Here is a 17,673-nt window from a genome sequence, read left to right as displayed (position 1 = left end):
TATCGCCATCAGGCAGAACCTTCATCGATGTCCTTGGGACTCGCTAGCATTGTGCCATGTCAGAGATCTTCGCTACCGTGCTCGGCGCCCTCGCTGTTATCGGGATCCCCCTTGTCGCTTGGTTCTCACGACGCGCGACTCGTGAGGGGCGACTTCTGCTCCGCATTGAGCGCCTCGGGGCCGCGTATGCGCTGATGCCAATTTCGCCTGAGAAGGACAGTTTTGAAGTCCACCTGATCGGAGCAATCACGGATCTTAATGAGTGGCTGGAGGCCGATAATGCGAAGCGCCGCAAGTTGATTCGGCTTATCCACGGCTGGATTTATGCGATTGGAGTAATCGCGGTCTTCATCGCCATTCCGTCCTTGGAAACGGCTGAGAGGCCATGGCAGTCTTTTCTAATCGGCAGCGTCCTTGGAATAACGATCGCTGCTGTGACGATAGGTGCGTCATTCCTCTTAGAGCGAGGCGCACGCGCCAAGTCGGCCCTCGCGGCGAAGGAGCGCGAAGAAGGCGCAGCTGCCCTGCGCATGAAAGCGTTGCTAAAGGGCGAGCCGATTCCGATGGCGCAAGATTTTAAGCCGCGCCTATGAGCGCCCCTAAAGCCTCGAAACCCACGTCCGCCGAGTTGGAGGGTTGGATTCGGAAGGTCGCCGACGACTTACCTCGCGACGAGTTCATCATTCCCAAAGAGCGAGCCAGAGATTTTCAATTGCTCTACGGACTCTGCCAGCAGGCAGCTCGGTTCGCATCTAGCTACGTCCTGCTAAGCAATCAAGGGTTCCAGCGCGAAGCTGCCGCTCTCGCTCGATGCAGCTTTGAACACGCAGTCACCGCGCATTGGTCTTACTTCACGGAGGGTGGAGTGGAGCGGCTCGCCATCGATGTGAACCGAGACTTCAAGGGCTACTACATGGCCATGAGCGAGTATCTCGATGACGAGGAATTTCGTAAACAAGCGGAGTCGCACAAGGCACCTGACGGCAAAGGACTGCCGCCCTTCTCCCACATGATGTGCGATCTAGACAGCGGAGGGTTCCTCCGCACCTCGTACCGGAACCTTTCGTTGAGCGTGCATCCTACTCACCTCACCGTGAGCACGTACCTCGAAGAGACCGAGCCAGGCACTCAACTCCGGCACGAGCCCAGGGGCGGGGCTGAGTACGCCACGCTGTACACAACAGCCATCGCTGCGATGCTCGCCTACTCACTCGTCGAATACATTTCGGATCCTCTTGCCGCGAAGGTCTTGGTAGACGGTCCGTCCAATAAGCTGCGGTTGCCGCCATTCCTGCACGACTCGCTTCCGGATAAAAAGCGACGAGTGTTCGCAACCGCAGATCAGAAGTAAGAACATGATCGAAGAGAACCGTGCCGACGCGGGCAAACCCACGGTCTACACCAATGGTGTGGAAGGCAGCGAAGAGCTTCGACGTCAGCTTATTGCCGCGAGTGCTTCTCTGAGACACGGCGAGTCATTGGCCGATTTCGCAGCACGTCGACCTCAAATAGTGCGAGAGGGCGTCGAAAAGATCATCCGTCGCCTCCGAGGAGTCGACGCATTCGATGTACTGGAGCTGCTCCGCAACCGGGAGATCATGGCCGCACGCATGGGCTACGAAGAGGAGGTGACACCAGCAAGCCCGCAGACGCTCGAGATCGTGGGCACCGCACTTCTTTCCCGTGGCGCTCGTACTGTTGGCACGGCGGTTCGGGACAATGAAGGCCTGCAAGCGATGGAGATGCTCCACATCGTGGGGGCGAGGATCGGCAAGGTCGGCAAGGTCGGCACGTTCTCCGCCCTCGCTGATGCCGAGAAAGCCGGAGACCCGTGGGCACGTCTCGGTGCGAACTACCGGCTCACACGCTTGTCCATTCGAAATCTGCACTACCGAAGTATCGATGACGCGATAAACCAACGCCTGTTCGGGCAGGGAGCTTTCGCCGAGGAGCTAACTAAGCGATTGGAATTCACTTGGGTCGACTTCCAGAACGTACGAAATGCGATTATCGATGGCTATTCGACGGACCTCTTTGATTCATTCGACAGGTTAGCTTCCGAAACGCGCGAGCTATACGAATCCGAGGCAGTCCCCACCAGCGAGGAACGCGAGCGACTTCGCGCACTTCACGCATCGGTCATGACTCATCCAGGGCACAGAGCATCTTTCACAGCGGAGGAAATTGCCCGGCGCAGCGGGGTTGCTGTCCAGGTTACGGACAAAATCCTCCACCTTTTCAGCGTCAGATTCTCTGTGAGGGACCCGGTTGAAGCCGTCGAGGCATATCTAAGTGGGGTGAGCCCATTCGCCGGTGCCGCCCTGATTCGCGACGACGAGGGCAACTACCTCCAGCTCGGCCTCGAGATTGGTGACGACAACTACCGGCAGATCACCGAACGATCCCTCGGCCGCGATGTGCTTCAGCAGATGTACAACGACCACCGCCGAGAGGTAAGCGAAGCCACGGCTGGCGACTACCTGAGCCAAATACTCAAGGTAGCCCCTGCCGCATCCGCGTATTACTACTACGCCGAGAAGCAAGGGTTCACAGCCTCCGACCTTGGACCTACTGCACAGAAGCCGACGGCCGTGGGCAAAGAGTGCGAGGGAGACTTGCTCTTCCTAATCGACGATGTCGCCATCTGTGTAGAGGTCAAAGGTGCGTCATTTTCACAACAAGCTCGCTCCACGCGTCTTGACTATTTCGAGAATGAGGTCAAGAAAACGATCGGTGCCGGTGCCCAACAGGCCCGCCGCGTCGCGAAGCTGATACGCACAAACGGAGGGCTGTGGAAGCGAGATCGCACGTGGCTGGACCTCAGCAATGTCCGCGAAGTTCGCACTATCGTCGTCACCCTGGATGACCTCGGACCCCTCGGCAGTGAGATCGCCGATCTGGATGCGGCTGGAGTCATGACCCGTGATGACCCGCCATGGATCGTCTCGGCCTATGACTTGGCGATCATTGCTGACCTTATCCACGATCCATCCCAGTTCCTTCTCTACTTGCGCCGAAGGACCGACCCGGAGTCGGCAGCTAGGTGGCGCGTCGTTGACGAGCTTGACCTAGTCATGTTGTTTTTCCACACGGCGCTCCAGCACCAGCCCAAGCCTGCGCGGGTCACTGCGGAACACCCACTTGCACCGGCCCCAGGGCCCGACGAGCAGTTGCTCTGGGATGAACAGCCGACCAACTCGCGTGTCCACGATTACACGACGGCGATGCTCAACCCTTGGTACGAATACAAACAAGGTGACGGACCCAAGGCTGCGAAGCCGGAACTTTCAGTCGAGCCTTCGAACGCGGTGCTGGTACGCGCTTTTAGCTCATCACGCATGATCGGGGCGACGGTCGCGGCCGCTGACCTGCTCGGCCTTACCGTGGCGCAGAGAGCCACCCTTTTGTCCGTCGTCAGTAAGGCACAAATGGCAGCTGCTAGCCGCCGTCGCTGGGGCGAAAATTTGTCTCTCGCCGGCAGCTCTGGAGCCGGGGCGATCATCGTGTTCTCATCACCACAAGGCAGTGACGCCAACGACATCGAAGGACAGATGCGTTACGAGTTTGAATCCGTACTTTCGAAGTGGGCGTGCGACCGAGCATTTGGCATCGCCATCGGCTCGGCTGGAACCCCAGTAGTGATCGGATACATATCAACGACGCTCAAAGCTCAGTTTGTCCGGATCAAGATCGCACCTCTGCCACCGTCGAAGAGGAAACGCAAAAACAACAACAAGAAAAGGAAGAAGCGATGACTGAGCGGTAGCGACCCGCTCATTCACACATCAGAAGAGCCCACATCGGTTTCAAGGACCTAGCGCGGTTGATTCCGAAGACCGAAATTTGGACGGTCGGTTGGCCCTCATGGGGCAACTAGTTGCCCCTGTGCGATTTCTCCTGGCAATTGACGGGCTCAGAACCGTCGCGCAGAGCGTGATGACGTCATCAGTTGCCCGATTTAGCCAGCCACCCCTCGCTCCCGAACGATCCCGGATTGGCAATTATGAGGTTAGCTAAGCACATGAGCACTCTTTTCAATCAAGGTAATCCTGCGCCGCCGCCGACTGATCACGACCTTGAGTTGCTCGCAGGCGCGACTCTCGAAGTCACTAGTATCGCCAGCGAGTTGATAGCGTCCGGCGTAAATAGGTCCGACGGCTCAGGATCACCTGCCGAAACGAACATGTGGAGCGCTCGAAATCTCGCGACTGGCGGCCCCGCGAGTCTCGTCTACGACGCTCACGTAGTCATGCTCGTCACTAGCACCAGTGCGGTCGATCATGTCGAGCTCTACGCTGAGGGGGCTCGCCATCAGCTAGCCACGGTTGCTCTCGCTAGCGTCGTGCGCTCTGCCCTCGAGAACATGTCCCGCGCAAGCTACCTTCTTCGGGCAGACTCGTTCGATGAGCTGGTAACGCGGCTCGTTACTCTCAGCCACCATGACGTGATCCATCCGGCGCGAGTAAGAACCAAGTTTCAGGACGCGACAGGGGGGATCGTCGATCCGGAAGCATATCCACAACGCCTCACAACCGCGCTTACTGAACTAGGTTTGACGGCTCCCAAAATGCCGAGCGCCGAGAACTTGGTCAAAATGCTGATGCGCCCGATGCTTAAGACCGAGGCCGCAGACGAGGCCCTCCGTGAGGTCTACTCTCAATTATCTGGTGTCGCGCACGGCAACGTCACTTCACTCGGAATGTACCGCCGACCCGACGGCGGCCTTGGATATCCGCTTGAGCTCGCGATCCAGCACTCGGCCTATCTGTACACGTCTGCCTGCTCAGTCGGCGACGCCGCGGTCCAGTACTTCGGATCCGAGCGCCGTGAACGAGAGAGGTGGAATGCCGCCCGCGACAGGGCCACGGCAGCCATGATCGAATTATCGGGACGTTCCAACATTTAGGAGCGGAAAAACCAACCACTCACCCCAAATCTCGCTCGGCGATCTACAAGTCCCGTCTCTAGACACTGCAACTGATCACTCGCTCGCCAACTAGGGCTTTGTCCAGCGGTCAATAGGTCGCATCACATGTCCGATAAAAATCAGGCAGCCGTTAGTTCTGGAAGAGTGACTCAGTCCGAATTTCAGTCGGAATCTCACCCAAGACTTTTCCAAGTGTGGGCAAAATGTGGGCAAAAGAAAACAGGCCTGACCGCACTCCACGAGAAAGTGCTGGTCAGACCTGTTTTAGCTGGTGCGCCCGGAGGGATTTGAACCCCCGGCCTATTGATCCGTAGTCAATTGCTCTATCCGCTGAGCTACGGGCGCATCTCATTGACTTTCGCCAACCAGAAAACTATACCAGCGGTTTTGGCCTCCCACTGCCACTTTTGACAGTCGGATGCCGCGAGCGCCTACTTTCTGACGCGAAGGTGCGTTACTCCACCATCAACTTCGAGCGCGGTGCCCGTGGTTGAGCCGGAGAGCGGGCTCGCCAAATACGCGACCGCACCGGCGACTTCTTCTGGTGTCACCATGCGTCCGGTGGCCTGGCGGGCATCCAGGGCGGCGCGTTCAGCGACGGGATCGTCGAAACCCTGCAGCATCCGTTCGACAAAGGGGGTGGAGACGGTGCCGGGGCTGACGGCGTTGACGCGCACCCCATCCGTCACATGGTCGGTTGCCATGGCGTAGGTGAGCGCAAGAACGGCTCCCTTGGATGCGCTGTAGAGAGCGCGCTGCGGGAGGCCGTTGAGGGCGGCGATCGAGCAGAGGTTGACGATGGCGGCGTGCTGCGACTTGCGCAACCACGGCAGCGCTGCGGCCGACACTCTGGCCATACCGGTGACGTTGATGTTGAGAACACGTGCCCAGTCAGTGTCGTCGTTGTCTTCGACGGTGCCGACCGCGCTGATGCCGGCGTTGTTCACGACGATGTCGATGCCGCCCAACTTCTCGGCCGCCGCTTCGACAGCAGCGACCACGGAGGCACGATCAGACACGTCTGCTGCGAAACCGTGCAGGCGAGCATCCAACCCCTCGGGGTTCAGGTCGAGCACGGCAACAGTCGCACCACGCTCGGCGAGAGTGAGTGCTGAAGCTAAACCGATGCCGGATGCTCCCCCGGTGACTACGGCGACGAGGCCGTCGAACTCGGCGCTCATGCTTGCACCATCTCTTGGCGTGCGCGACCGAGGCCGTCGATCTCGAGCTCAACAACATCGCCAGCGCGCAAATACGGCTGGCCTTCAATACCCATTGCGACACCGGCGGGCGTTCCCGTGTTGATGACATCGCCGGGGCGCAGCACCATGAACTGACTCAAGTACCAGACGACGTAGTGGACACCGAACGCCATATTCGCAGTCGTGCCGTTCTGGCGTTCGACACCATTCACCCACAGGCGCAAGCCCAAGGCTTGAGGATCGGCCACCTCGTCGGCGGTCACCAGCTCAGGCCCGAACGGATTGAAGGTCTCGCAGCTCTTGCCCTTGTCCCAAGTTCCGCCACGTTCGAGTTGGAAAGCGCGCTCGGAAACGTCGTGCGAGACGGCGTAACCAGCAATGACGGCGGCCGCGTCATCCGGGGAATCAAGGTAGCGAGCGGTGGCGCCAATCACGACGCCGAGCTCGACCTCCCAGTCGGTCTTGACGCTCGTGCGCGGGATGAGCACGTTGTCAAAGGCGCCGACCATCGTGCTGGGGTCTTTCATAAAGATGACGGGTTCGTCGGGCAACGTTGCCCCGGTTTCTTCGGCGTGGTCGCTGTAGTTGAGACCGACGCAGACGATCTTGCCGGGCTGGGCGATTGCCGCACCGACGCGAACGCCCTCGGTCTCGACGGCGGGAAGCGTGCCAGCGGCGATTGCCGCACGAGCAGCGTCGACTCCGCCGGACTCGAAGAAAGCACCGTTGACGTCTGCCGCGATGGGGCGCAGGTCGAACGCCGCTCCGTCGTGCAGGACGACAGGAATTTCTGAGCCAACCGGCCCGAGTCGCGCAAATCTCACTGAGTGTTCTCCTTCGTTGCTAACGCGATACCTTCGCGTTCTTGTGAATCGTATCCAGCCTCAACAACAGCCATAGTACGTATTATGTCTTCTACCGAGGTGGGAAGTTCAGAAATCGAACCCTCGACGTAGCGCTGGAGCGCGCTCATGGAGCCGATGAAAGCATCCGGGAACCAGCTGCCCTCGAAAGGTACCGGCTGCCAGCCGAGCTCGGGCTTGTCCGTGTACGCAATCTCGAGAGCATCCGGGCCACCCCGCGGATAGTCGAGCATGAGACCCATCTGAGCGCGAATGGCACCCTTGGTGCCCTCCCACTTGATGAAACTCTCTTCGAACTTGCCGCCGAATCCGTGATCGTGGTTCGTGCTGATCGTGACCCGCAGCGGTCGATCCCGATAACGCATGATGATCGTCGAGCGAGTGTTCGAGACTTGAGGCTTGGCAGGGTGCCGCACCGTGACCGCACTCACGCCATCCGGGTCGCCCAAGAATGAACGCACGAGATCCATGTAGTGCACGCTGTGCATGTTGAGCTCGAGGCGTTCGATGCCGAGCACATGCGGGAAAATCTCCCAGGGCGTCTCGGTAGCGACGCGGATCTCCATGTCATAGAGCTCACCGATCGCACCCTCGGCGATGAGCTTGCGCGCCTCCGCGACGTACGGCGCGAACCGCAGCTGCGTGTTCACGGCAGCAACAAGGTTCTTGCGGTGACAAATCTCAAGGAGCACACGCGCCTCGGCCAGGTTCTGACCGAACGGCTTCTGGATGAGCACGGCCGCGCCATCGGGAAGTTGGTCGAGCACCGTCGGGTATTGCTCGGGCATGAGTGCGAGGTCGTAGACGGCGTCTTTCGGGGCCGCCGCTACGGCATCCGAGAGCGACGTAAACACGTTCGGGATGCCGAACTCATCGGCCAGCGCCTGCGCCTTGGCCGCCGTGCGGTTTACGATCCCCCACACCTCGAACCCCGCCTTGCGGTAGGCCGGGAGGTGCGCATCTTTGACGATACCGCCGGCGCCAATCATAACGATCGGGCGTGGATGATCGGGCATCACGACCGTGTACGCCTCGGCTGGCTGACGTTCGGGAAACTTCGACACGGGGTGCTCCGGCTCTCATAGACGGTAAAACTCGTGATCAAACGATATATCAAACGTCTGCACGCGGCAACGCGGCGGGCTTGTAGCTGTCGACCGTCACCTCCCAAAGAGTGGAAACTCAGGACATTTGAGCGCGCGATGGCCGTATCGGCAGGTTGGGAACCTCGAAAAGCCAAATCTCCTGAGTTTCCAACGATGGCGGGCCGGAGACCGCGCCGGCACCGACGACAAAGTGCGGCCCACCCCGAAGGGCAGACCGCACTTAAGTTACGTCAGTGAGCAGGTTTAGATCGCACCCCGCGGGCCCTGAATCAGATCGTCGTGATGAATCTGGGCAACGTTGGGGTGCGCCCGCATTCGGTAGCGAAGCGCATTATCTCCATACGTTTCGAGTATCGGGCTGTTCGTGGGGTCAAGCGACAGTCCGCGGGCTTGAGCGGCGAGCTCCGGCGGCAATTGCAACTGGGGAATCACAGTGTCGAGGGCCGGATTGAAGAAGAACGGAATCGAGATGCGGTCATCGCCGATGAGTGGCGAGATGACGCGGTGCAGCGTCGCCTTGAGGTAGCCCTCGGTAGCGAGCTCGAGCATCTCGCCAATGTTCACAACAAACGCACCGGGCTTCGGCGGAACATCGACCCACTCGCCCTGGTAGTCGACCTGCAGCCCACCCTTGCCCGGCTCCACCATCAGCAGCGTGAGAACTCCACCGTCACGGTGAGCACCAACACCCTGCTTGGGTTCCGGGTTGGACTCGCCGGGGTACCGCACGATCTTCAACTGCGGGAAAGGCTTGTCGGCAAATGCGTTGTCGAAGACGTCCTCCGGAGCGCCGAGAGCGTGAGCCCACGCGCGCAGAAGGCGCAACGAGACGGCGCTGAGTTTGTCGTTCCACTCATTGACCAACTCACGAAGCTGCGGCACGGCATCCGGCCACAGGTTCGGGCCTTCAAGACGCCAGTAGTCAGCGAGCCCGGCAGCGTTGTCGACAACGTCGCGCTCGGGGCCAACATCGATTTGCTCACGCCAGTCGGTCTTGCCCTCGGTCAGCTCGCCCCCGACGCGCGTGTAGCCACGAAACTGCGGGCTGTTGATGTTTTCGACGGCCAACTTCTGCTCGGCGGGCAAGGCGAAGAATTCACGGGATGCCGCAAGCAGGTCATCCATCAACTTCTCATCGACACCGTGCCCGACAAGGTAAAAGAACCCGACATCGTGGGTGGCACACAGCAAATCATCCCGGAACTTGGCAGCCGCTTCTGGGCCGCCATCAAGTAGCGAGAGATCAATGACTGGGAGCGCGGAATCGTTCATTTAACGATGTTCACACGCCAAGTCTGAGAGTTTTCCTTTGTTACGCTCACAGCGTGAAGCGCGGGCGTAACACGATCACAGTTCGGAAAATTATGCTCCAACTACGGCGCGTTCGGGAATAACCTGCGGGTGCGTTTGCCCCATATGCTCAATCACGCGCACCACCTGGCTGGTGTAGCCAAACTCGTTGTCGTACCAGACGTACAACACGAGATGCTTGCCCGTGCTGATGGTGGCAAGGCCGTCAACGATGCCCGCACGGTGCGAGCCGGTGAAGTCGCTCGAGACAACCTCGGGAGAATCGATGAAGTCGATCTGTTGCTGCAGAGTCGAGTCGAGCGAGAGGTCGCGCAAGTAGCGATTCACCTCGGCGCGCGTGGTTTCCGTCGCGAGATTGAGATTCAGAATCGCCATCGACACATTCGGAGTGGGAACCCGGATGGCGCTGCCGGTGAGCAACCCCGCGAGCTCCGGAACCGCCTTCGCGACGGCCTTCGCCGCCCCCGTTTCGGTAATGACCATGTTCATGGGTGCCGAGCGTCCGCGACGGTCGCCGGAATGGAAATTGTCGGTCAAGTTCTGGTCATTCGTGTACGAGTGCACCGTCTCAACATGCCCGTGCTCTATGCCGTACTGGTCGTTGATCGCTTTCAGCACCGGCGAGATCGCGTTCGTCGTGCACGACGCGGCCGAGAGGATGGCATCGGTGTCAGCGATCGAATCGTGGTTGAGCCCGTACACAATGTTCTTGATCTCGCCCTTGCCGGGGGCCGTGAGCAAGACACGCTTCACTCCCTGCGACTTGAGATGCTGACCGAGGCCCTCTTCGTCACGCCAGCGGCCGGTGTTGTCGACGACGATGGCATCCGAAATTCCGTACTCGGTGTAGTCGATCGTGGCCGGGTCGTTCGAGTAGATCACCTGGATGAGGGTGCCGTTGGCCAGAATCGTGTTGGCCTCGGTGTCGACCGAGATCGTGCCCTCGAACGGACCATGAACACTGTCGCGTCGCAACAGGCTGGCACGCTTCACGAGGTCATTGTCTGAACCCTTGCGCACGACGATCGCGCGCAAACGGAGTCCCTCGCCGTTGCCAGCGTGCGCGATCAGGATGCGGGCCAACAGTCGACCGATACGTCCGAAACCGTAGAGCACGACATCCGCTCCCGCTGGTTTCGTTTCGCTGCCGTTCTTGAGCACAGGCTCAAGCTCAGCCGCCAAGAAGCCATTGAGCTCGCCGCCAACTTCGCGAAAACGGTTCACGAGCTTCGCCAAATCGATGGATGCCGAATTGAGCGGCATTGCCGAGAGCGCCACCATGATCGGCATAGTCTCTTCGATCGGCAACTCGCTCTCGTTGAGCTGACGCGCAAAACGGTGAGCCTTGAGCACCTCGACGGGCGACTGGTTGATGAGGCGGCGGCCGTGAATCGAGGTCACGACGCCGTGGTTGCGATACAGCCCGCCGATAAGGGGGATCATTGCCTCGGCCAGTTCTTGGCGGGCATTCCACCGGTCAAATTCGTCGCTGTGTTCGCGTTGCATCAGGTTCCTTCCGACTGCGCTGTCTCGGGGCCGCGGGCGCGCTTGTAGCGCGGCTGGTCCCGCATCCATTCTCCCAGAGGGAAGCGCGGCACGCGCGCTCAGGAAGCCACAGTTCGGGCAACACTTTAGAGATCGCTAAAGGGGACGATTCTTAACGGTGCGGATGCCGGTTTGGCTGCGGATGTGGTGCCGAATGTGGGCGCAACCCAGAGCCGACCAGACGCAGGCGACTGGCGGCTGGCGGCTGGCGCGGAAGCTAGCGCGCTGAGTTCAGTGCGGCCGCAGCACGGATTAGCGCGTGGAATGCATCGGCGTCGATCGTGTCGCCCTCATGGAGATCGATCGCTCGCCTGACCTTCGCATCAAGGCTGCTGTTGAAGAGCCCGGCGGGGTCGTCGAGCGAAGCGCCCTGTGCAAACGTCAGCTTGACCTTGTCTTTGTAGGTTTCGCCGGTGCAGATCAGTCCGTCGAGGCTCCATGCGGCAACGCCGGCGGGATTGGAGGGCTTTCGCCACTTGACCTCTTCAACGACTGTGGGCTCGGCCTGCACGATCAGGGCGCGAAGGTGGGCAAGCATTTGGACACGCCAGTCGCTGTGGTCCGGGGTGACGTCATCCATGATGCTCACTCTAGTTGGCGTCATTAGTAGGATAATAAGACTTACTAACGGAAGGGCCCGCCGTGAAGATTGCACGCATCGAAACATTCCTCGTTCCACCACGCTGGTTGTTCGTGCGCATCGAGACTGATAGCGGCATCGTCGGCTGGGGCGAGCCCGTTGTTGAGGGCCAGGCCGACATCGTGCGTGCGGCCGTGGAACAGCACGCCGAATACCTTGTGGGGCTCGACGCCACCCGCATCGAAGACCACTGGCAAGTGCTCACCCGCGGCGGCTTCTACCGCGGTGGCCCCGTCGCCTCTAGTGCAATCGCCGGCATCGACCAAGCGCTCTGGGACATCGCGGGCAAAGCTCACGGTGTTCCCGTTCACGATCTTCTCGGCGGCGCCGTGCGCGACCGCATCCGCATGTACGGCTGGGTTGGCGGCGACGAACCCTCCGAGCTGCGCGACAACATCGCGCAGCAGGTCGAGTCGGGCCTGACCGCAATAAAGATGAACGCAAGCGGACGGATGTCGCCCCTCAGCACCGTAAGCGCCGTCGCCGAGGTCGTCGACCGGGCTGCGCTCGCACGCGAAGTTCTTGGCCCCGAACGGGATTTCGCGATCGACTTTCACGGACGAATGACCGCCGCGAACAGCCGCCGCATCCTTCCCCTTCTCGAGCCCCACGCTCCCCTGTTTGTGGAAGAACCGGTCGTGCCCGACAAGTCGCACTTGCTCGATGGCATCGTCTCGTCAACGTCGATCCCGATCGCCACCGGCGAGCGCCTCTTCTCTCGCACCGAGTTCTTGGGACCGCTGCAGGCGGGCATCGCCGTCGTGCAGCCCGACCTCTCCCATGCCGGCGGCATCTCCGAAGTGCGCCGCATCGCCGCCCTCGCTGACATGTTCGATGCTCAACTCGCGCCGCACTGCCCTCTCGGACCGATCGCCCTGGCGGCGAGTCTGCAGGTCGGCTTCAACACACCGAACTTCTTGATTCAGGAACAGAGCATCGGCATCCACTACAACGTCGGATCAGACGTGCTCGAATATCTGATGGATACGAGCGTCTTCGACTTCACTAGTGGCTACATCGAGCGCCTCACTAAGCCAGGCCTCGGCATCGACATCGACGAAGCTGCCGTGCGTGCCGCCGACAAGATCGGGCACCAGTGGCGCTCCCCCGTGTGGCGTCACGATGATGGGTCGCTCGCCGAGTGGTAACCGGTCGGCAACGCCAGCGATAGCCGAGCGCGCGGCCGCGAGTGCCCGCTAAGCGCCGAGCGTCGTTGTCATGCCGCCGTCGACAACGAGCGAAGCGCCCGTGATGTACGAGGCACCGTCGCCAGCCAGAAATTGGATGACCGACGCGACTTCTTCAGGTTTACCCAGCCGCTGCAGGGTGGCCTGGCGTCGCGCCAACTCTTGCGCTTCAGGGGTTTGGTGATCCCACTGCCGAGTCTCGATCGATCCCGGAAGAACGACGTTCACGCGCACGTGCGGGGCATAATCCAGTGATAGCTGACGGGTGAGCGAAATGAGCCCGCCCTTCGCCGCACCGTAAGCAGGCTGCTCGGCCCAGGACAGCACCCCGTGCACGCTCGACACATTGACCATGCTGCCCTTGGCTTCGGTGAGAGTGTCGTGGAAAGTGCGCATTGCGCGGTAGACGGATGACAGCGTCACCGAGAGCTGCTGATTCCAGTTGTCTTCGCTCTGTTCGTGTGCGATTCCCGCGACTTGGAAAAACGCGTTATTCACGATGACGGCGGGCGGGCGATTCGCGGTGCGCAGCTCACGCGAGAGCTCCTGCCAGTGCTCGGAGTCTGCGACGTCGAGGCGATGGGCGGTGGCGGCGCCACCGGCCGCGACGATCTCGGCGGCAACCGCGGCAGCGGCATCCACGTCAATATCGGTGACGACAACATCGTCGCCGGAGGCAGCGAAGAGGCGTGCAGCAGCGGCACCGATACCGTGGGCTGCGCCCGTGATGAGCACCGTACGGGCCGCCACTAGAGAGCCTGCTTGCGGTTGGCGACGAGCGCGGCGCCGGTCGGGTCTTTGCTCACGATCGTGTGCGAATCGAGGTTCGACTGGTCCATCAGCAGCTTCATCGCGGTGTGGGCTGCCTCGGCATCCTGCGCGACAATCGCCGTCACCACTGCGCGATGGTCATCCAAAAATTGGGTTGTTGTTTCGTTCTCAAACGCAAGCTCGTTGCGGGCATGCAGCGCGGGTTCGAGCACAACCTCAAAGCGAGCCAACAGTTCGTTGCCGGATGCCGCCAAGATCGCCCGATGAAAAGCCAAGTCCGCTGCTACGTGTGACGTCACTTCGGTGCTCTCGAAGGTCGCGGCCAACGCCGTCATCGCTGCTTCGATCTCGGCACACTGTTCGTCGCTGCGGCGAACGGCAGCCAGTCGAGCCGCCGCGGGCTCGAGCACTTGCCGCACTTCGCTGAGTTCGAGCACGAGCAGCGGGTCGGGCATTCCTTCCGAGCGCCACGTCATGACGTCGCGGTCGAGTAGCTGCCAGCGTTCCCGCGCGGTGACGAAGGTACCGAGGCGCGGCCGCGCGTCCACAAGCCCCTTCGTCGTGAGCACCTTGAGGGCTTCGCGGATTACCGTGCGGCTGACCTGGAATTCGGTGAGCAGCGCATCCGGATCGATGATGTCTCCCGACGCTAGTTCACCGCGCATAATGCGACGGCCGAGCACATCAACAACGTGCCCGTGCAAACCTCGTCGAGAGAAAGTAGTCATCACCGCGATAATACTGTGCCTGTCGCGAGCGCGGGGCTGCGTTAGGCCATGACCCCTATCGGCGACACCTTCCATTCGGGGAAGATGATGCTGGCATCGGCCGCGCTGAGATCAAGGCGGTTCATGACGACCTCGCCCAGAAGATCGCGGAAGTCGTTGCTGCCGGGAACGTCGCCGTGATCCAGCACGTCGGCGCCCAGGCCTTCCCACTTGCCGTGCACGCCACCGGTGACGCCACCGCCGAGAACCATGGCGAGGCCGCCGTGACCGTGGTCAACACCCGAGCTGTCGTTCTGACCGACACGACGACCAAACTCACTCATGAGCACCACCGTGGTGGTGTCAGCCTTCGGACCAAGGTCAGAGAAGAACGCGGCGAGACCGTTGCCCACAGCGCTGAGCATGTCGTGCATGTCGCCCTTGTCTGGCGTGCCGATGTCGGTGTGCATGTCCCAGCCACCAAGGTCCAACGTGCCAACTCGAAGTCCCACGTTCGCCCGGATGAGACTGGCCAAGGTCGCAAGATCGCTAGAGAAGTTGTCGTCCCCATAGCCACGCGCTTTCGCATCACCAGCGGACGCTGCAATTTCGGATGCTTCGCTGGAGGCGCTCAAGGCGAGGTTGGCCTGCTGCGCGATGGGATGATCCAGCCCGGTGTAGAGGCTTGCAAGGGCCGTGCGAGTGGGCTCGAGGAGCGAGTCATCCACGTCGATCGCCATGCGTTCAAGGTCGGGAACGACCAGCGCATTCGAACCACCCACGAGAGAGCGAGCAAGTCGATCGCTTGCCCCCACCCCGCGCCAGGTCGTTCCTGGGCCGCTCTGCTCAAGCGCGCGGTTGAGCCACCCTGTCTGCGAAGCGCTGCCAGCGGAGCCACCGCGTTCGAGGCAATCTTGCGCCTGAAAATGGCTGCGGGACAGATCGGGGGTGCCAATCGCTGGCACGGCAGCGATCTTGCCTTGAGCCAACATTGGCTTCAAAGCAGACAACGCCGGGTGTAGTCCGAAGCCGCGTTCGAACGGGATCAATCCCGAATTCTCCTTAACGGCAATACCGGGGCGCGCCTTCAAGAGGTCGGCGTCGGTTGCCGGAACGAGCACGGAGAGGCCGTCCATTCCTCCGCGGAGGAAGATCACGATGAGTGCACCCGTGTCTGGCGAGCCGGGGGCCGCGTAGGACGCCTGCGTGGTGACAATCTGGGAGCCGATGGCGGCGACTCCGGCCATAAGCCCGCCCTGCAGCATCCGTCGTCGAGTGAAGCCTTTCGACCACAACTCGCGTCGGGCCGCCTCTTCGGCCACCACGATTTCGCTATGGGCTCGCACCGCGGAATCTAAGTCGGTTGGCCCCAGCTGTCGCCAGTCGGGGCAGTCAGGGTGGAGGAAACGGGTCTCGGTCATTAGGAGGTTCTTTCTCGAGTCGGGTTCGAGCTACTGGGGAGGGTAATGCGGGTCAGCGCGGTTGATTAGCGCGGTTGATTAGCGCAATTGAAAATAGGGCGAGTCGAGCACGAGCGCCGCGAGAGCCGGAACTTGCCACGCATCGCCCGCCTCGGCCTCGGCCGAACCATCGGCACCGAGATAGGACAGCAGCACCGCACGATGGGTGTCGCTCAGCGGACGGCCGATCATGTGCTGAGCAATGCTGTCGATCCATTGAGAGTTCGACTGGCCCACGGTGGGAGCCAATTCTTCACTGAGCTTGGCTGGCGGAGTAAGCCCCTTCATCCAGCCACCGGTCAGGCCCCGGTGCAGATTCCAGCGCGAGACCGTCTGGCTGGCAGAAAGCCACGCTCCCGTGACGTCGGGGAATCCGTTAGGTGGGGTCCACGTGAGCGGCGCGTGACCAAGATTCTGCAGAACCCAGTAAAGATTCTTGGCGCCATCGGCAAGCTTGTCGCTGGGCTTGGCACCAACGGCACGAGCCGAGCCCACCGCATCTTCGAGCGGACGCCGTGCCTTCTCGCCGATTGCCGACCAGAACTCGTTGCTGGCGAAAAGCTGCTTGAGCACCGGAAGGATCGCGGTGTCATTGTCGAGGTACGTCTGAGCCAGACGGTCGAGCAGGGCCTGGGGCGGTGAATCCGAGACGAAACGAACTGCGAGTTTTCTGACAACCGTTGCTGCTGTTGCCGGATGGTGCGCCAGCACACTCACATAACGGTCGCCCATGTCGAGCCCGCCTTCAGCGGTCGCGTTCTCGTCGGCAAAGAACGAGGTGGCTACGGGGCCGACATAGTGACGGTCTGCGCGATAGCGAAATTCGCCGGTCTCGTAATCAATGCCGCGGCCCGAGAGGATCATGGCGCTGTTGCGCACATCGCCCTCGGTGTAACCGGAGGCGACCCCCAGCGTGTGCAGCTCCAGCAGCTCACGACCGAGGTTCTCATTGACGTTTACCTTGTTCGACTTCTCGTTGTTGAGATAGGTCAACATGGCGGGGTGCCGCATCGCCGCGTGCAACATGGCGGCGTAGCTGCCGAGAGCGTTCGCCCGGATAACCGAGTTCGCATAGTCGGGACCGGTAGCCCAGACGCTGTCCGACGGAGTTGTGACATTGAGCAGGTTCGAGAACACGTCAACAACAACCTCGAAGAGCTGGCGCTTGCTGAAGACCTGAGCAGCCAGGGTTGCTTGACCCGTCTGTCGTGCGGCTTCCCAGCTGTACTGCTTAACGGACGAGCGCACTTTAGCGGTGGACGACTTTGCCAGCGGGAAGGCAGCCCACGCGGCATCGCCATCCGGGTCTGCGATGGATGCCGGAGCGAGCTGGGCACCCAACCATTTGTCGATACCCATGGTTGACACATCCACGAAGTCGCTGCTGCGGGGGCCAAACGTCGCACGCGCCAGTAGATGGGCGTGGGTTTGGTCGTTGTCTGCAACGCCGGTGGAGATGAACTCGGGAGCCGTTGAGCCCTTCTGCGGGGTTGGCTTGGTCGCTGGCTTCGCGGCCGATGGCGTGTCGGCACGAGGGGTTGTGCCCGTTCCCGCACCCGGGTTTGCGTAACTCTGGTCGCGGTCTGCCGGCGGGTTTGCCGTTGCCGGTGAACGCGGGTCTTGAGTCGCGGGTGGGTTCGTGCCCCCGGTCGGGTTCTTCGTGGCCGGCGGTTTCGTGGATGTCGCACTCGGCGTCGGAGTGGTCGGCACCGGGGTGTTGCGGGGAGCAGATCCTGTCGACGGAGGCGTGACGGGAGGGCTCGCCCCGTCGGGAAGCAGCGAGATTGTGCTCGCGGGGCCGAATGCGGCGCTGCTCGCCGCGGCCGCGCCCACAGCGGCAAGCGCTGCGACACCACTCGTGATGATCATGCGGCGAGCGAGTAGAGCCTCGCCGTCACCTCGCGGACGTACGTCGGGATCTACAGGAGGATTCACGCCAAAGTCCTTCGTCGGG

The 17,673-nt window shown here is 61.3% G+C and carries 15 protein-coding genes and 1 tRNA gene; 5 read left to right on the top strand and 11 right to left on the bottom strand.

Annotated elements, in window-relative coordinates:
- Positions 1-56 precede the first annotated feature (56 nt).
- The 4 genes from ACWFSR_RS01115 (at position 57) to ACWFSR_RS01100 (ending at position 4,906) form a co-directional block, all read left to right on the top strand.
- Positions 57-593, top strand: coding sequence for a hypothetical protein (locus tag ACWFSR_RS01115; RefSeq protein ID WP_447522856.1), 537 nt, complete (start codon positions 57-59; stop codon positions 591-593).
- Positions 590-1,351 carry a DUF5677 domain-containing protein gene (locus tag ACWFSR_RS01110; protein WP_447522855.1) on the top strand — a complete coding sequence of 254 codons (762 nt, stop codon included), beginning with the start codon at positions 590-592 and terminating at the stop codon, positions 1,349-1,351. The genes ACWFSR_RS01115 and ACWFSR_RS01110 overlap by 4 nt, the downstream gene beginning before the upstream one ends.
- A 4-nt stretch (positions 1,352-1,355) precedes the next feature.
- A complete protein-coding gene (locus ACWFSR_RS01105; RefSeq protein WP_447522854.1) occupies positions 1,356-3,755 on the top strand; it encodes a hypothetical protein in 2,400 nt (799 codons plus the stop codon).
- A gap of 266 nt (positions 3,756-4,021) precedes the next feature.
- Complete coding sequence (locus tag ACWFSR_RS01100) at positions 4,022-4,906, top strand: hypothetical protein (protein WP_447522853.1); 885 nt, start codon at positions 4,022-4,024, stop codon at positions 4,904-4,906.
- A gap of 290 nt (positions 4,907-5,196) precedes the next feature.
- Here ACWFSR_RS01100 and ACWFSR_RS01095 read toward each other — a convergent pair.
- From ACWFSR_RS01095 to ACWFSR_RS01065, 7 genes are all read right to left on the bottom strand, one after another.
- Positions 5,197-5,272 (bottom strand) — tRNA-Arg (locus ACWFSR_RS01095).
- An 86-nt stretch (positions 5,273-5,358) separates the two neighbouring features.
- Complete coding sequence (locus tag ACWFSR_RS01090) at positions 5,359-6,108, bottom strand: SDR family NAD(P)-dependent oxidoreductase (protein ID WP_197107072.1); 750 nt, start codon at positions 6,106-6,108, stop codon at positions 5,359-5,361.
- Positions 6,105-6,953, bottom strand: a complete 849-nt coding sequence (locus ACWFSR_RS01085; protein ID WP_197107071.1) for a fumarylacetoacetate hydrolase family protein — start codon at positions 6,951-6,953, stop codon at positions 6,105-6,107. The genes ACWFSR_RS01090 and ACWFSR_RS01085 overlap by 4 nt, the downstream gene beginning before the upstream one ends.
- Positions 6,950-8,056 carry a Gfo/Idh/MocA family protein gene (locus ACWFSR_RS01080; RefSeq protein ID WP_447522852.1) on the bottom strand — a complete coding sequence of 369 codons (1,107 nt, stop codon included), beginning with the start codon at positions 8,054-8,056 and terminating at the stop codon, positions 6,950-6,952. The genes ACWFSR_RS01085 and ACWFSR_RS01080 overlap by 4 nt, the downstream gene beginning before the upstream one ends.
- A 285-nt stretch (positions 8,057-8,341) precedes the next feature.
- On the bottom strand, positions 8,342-9,370 hold the full coding sequence (locus ACWFSR_RS01075) for an isopenicillin N synthase family dioxygenase (protein WP_197107069.1): 1,029 nt from the start codon (positions 9,368-9,370) through the stop codon (positions 8,342-8,344).
- Positions 9,371-9,460: 90 nt separating this feature from the next.
- On the bottom strand, positions 9,461-10,915 hold the full coding sequence (locus tag ACWFSR_RS01070) for a glyceraldehyde-3-phosphate dehydrogenase (protein WP_447522851.1): 1,455 nt from the start codon (positions 10,913-10,915) through the stop codon (positions 9,461-9,463).
- Positions 10,916-11,171: 256 nt separating this feature from the next.
- The gene (locus tag ACWFSR_RS01065) at positions 11,172-11,534 is read right to left on the bottom strand and encodes a DUF1801 domain-containing protein (RefSeq protein ID WP_197107067.1); all 363 of its coding nucleotides are present in this window, start codon (positions 11,532-11,534) and stop codon (positions 11,172-11,174) included.
- Positions 11,535-11,596: 62 nt separating this feature from the next.
- On the opposite strand from ACWFSR_RS01065, the gene dgoD reads away from it, so the two are divergent.
- Positions 11,597-12,742, top strand: coding sequence for a galactonate dehydratase (gene dgoD / locus ACWFSR_RS01060; protein WP_197107066.1), 1,146 nt, complete (start codon positions 11,597-11,599; stop codon positions 12,740-12,742).
- Between the two features lie 48 nt (positions 12,743-12,790).
- On the opposite strand, the gene ACWFSR_RS01055 is transcribed toward dgoD, so the two are convergent.
- The 4 genes from ACWFSR_RS01055 to ACWFSR_RS01040 all read right to left on the bottom strand — a co-directional run bounded on the left by ACWFSR_RS01055 (position 12,791) and on the right by ACWFSR_RS01040 (position 17,654).
- On the bottom strand, positions 12,791-13,531 hold the full coding sequence (locus ACWFSR_RS01055; protein WP_197107065.1) for an SDR family oxidoreductase: 741 nt from the start codon (positions 13,529-13,531) through the stop codon (positions 12,791-12,793).
- Positions 13,531-14,280, bottom strand: a complete 750-nt coding sequence (locus tag ACWFSR_RS01050; RefSeq protein WP_197107064.1) for a FadR/GntR family transcriptional regulator — start codon at positions 14,278-14,280, stop codon at positions 13,531-13,533. The genes ACWFSR_RS01055 and ACWFSR_RS01050 overlap by 1 nt, the downstream gene beginning before the upstream one ends.
- Positions 14,281-14,321: 41 nt before the next feature.
- A complete protein-coding gene (locus ACWFSR_RS01045; RefSeq protein WP_447522850.1) occupies positions 14,322-15,680 on the bottom strand; it encodes a DUF1501 domain-containing protein in 1,359 nt (452 codons plus the stop codon).
- Positions 15,681-15,758: 78 nt separating this feature from the next.
- Positions 15,759-17,654, bottom strand: a complete 1,896-nt coding sequence (locus ACWFSR_RS01040) for a DUF1800 family protein (RefSeq protein WP_447522849.1) — start codon at positions 17,652-17,654, stop codon at positions 15,759-15,761.
- Between the last annotated feature and the right edge of the window lie 19 nt (positions 17,655-17,673).

The organism is Salinibacterium sp. NYA9b, from assembly GCF_976973725.1.
Note: the sequence above shows the minus strand (reverse complement) of the source record. Positions and strands in the feature narration are given on the sequence as shown.

What these genes read in the sequence shown, in the direction of transcription:
- ACWFSR_RS01050 (WP_197107064.1), bottom strand. Translation starts at nt 14,280, where the DNA reads ATGACTACTTTCTCTCGACGAGGTTTGCACGGGCACGTTGTTGATGTG.
- ACWFSR_RS01070 (WP_447522851.1), bottom strand. Translation starts at nt 10,915, where the DNA reads ATGCAACGCGAACACAGCGACGAATTTGACCGGTGGAATGCCCGCCAA.
- ACWFSR_RS01105 (WP_447522854.1), top strand. Translation starts at nt 1,356, where the DNA reads ATGATCGAAGAGAACCGTGCCGACGCGGGCAAACCCACGGTCTACACC.
- ACWFSR_RS01090 (WP_197107072.1), bottom strand. Translation starts at nt 6,108, where the DNA reads ATGAGCGCCGAGTTCGACGGCCTCGTCGCCGTAGTCACCGGGGGAGCA.
- ACWFSR_RS01045 (WP_447522850.1), bottom strand. Translation starts at nt 15,680, where the DNA reads ATGACCGAGACCCGTTTCCTCCACCCTGACTGCCCCGACTGGCGACAG.
- ACWFSR_RS01065 (WP_197107067.1), bottom strand. Translation starts at nt 11,534, where the DNA reads ATGGATGACGTCACCCCGGACCACAGCGACTGGCGTGTCCAAATGCTT.
- ACWFSR_RS01075 (WP_197107069.1), bottom strand. Translation starts at nt 9,370, where the DNA reads ATGAACGATTCCGCGCTCCCAGTCATTGATCTCTCGCTACTTGATGGC.
- ACWFSR_RS01110 (WP_447522855.1), top strand. Translation starts at nt 590, where the DNA reads ATGAGCGCCCCTAAAGCCTCGAAACCCACGTCCGCCGAGTTGGAGGGT.
- ACWFSR_RS01115 (WP_447522856.1), top strand. Translation starts at nt 57, where the DNA reads ATGTCAGAGATCTTCGCTACCGTGCTCGGCGCCCTCGCTGTTATCGGG.
- ACWFSR_RS01100 (WP_447522853.1), top strand. Translation starts at nt 4,022, where the DNA reads ATGAGCACTCTTTTCAATCAAGGTAATCCTGCGCCGCCGCCGACTGAT.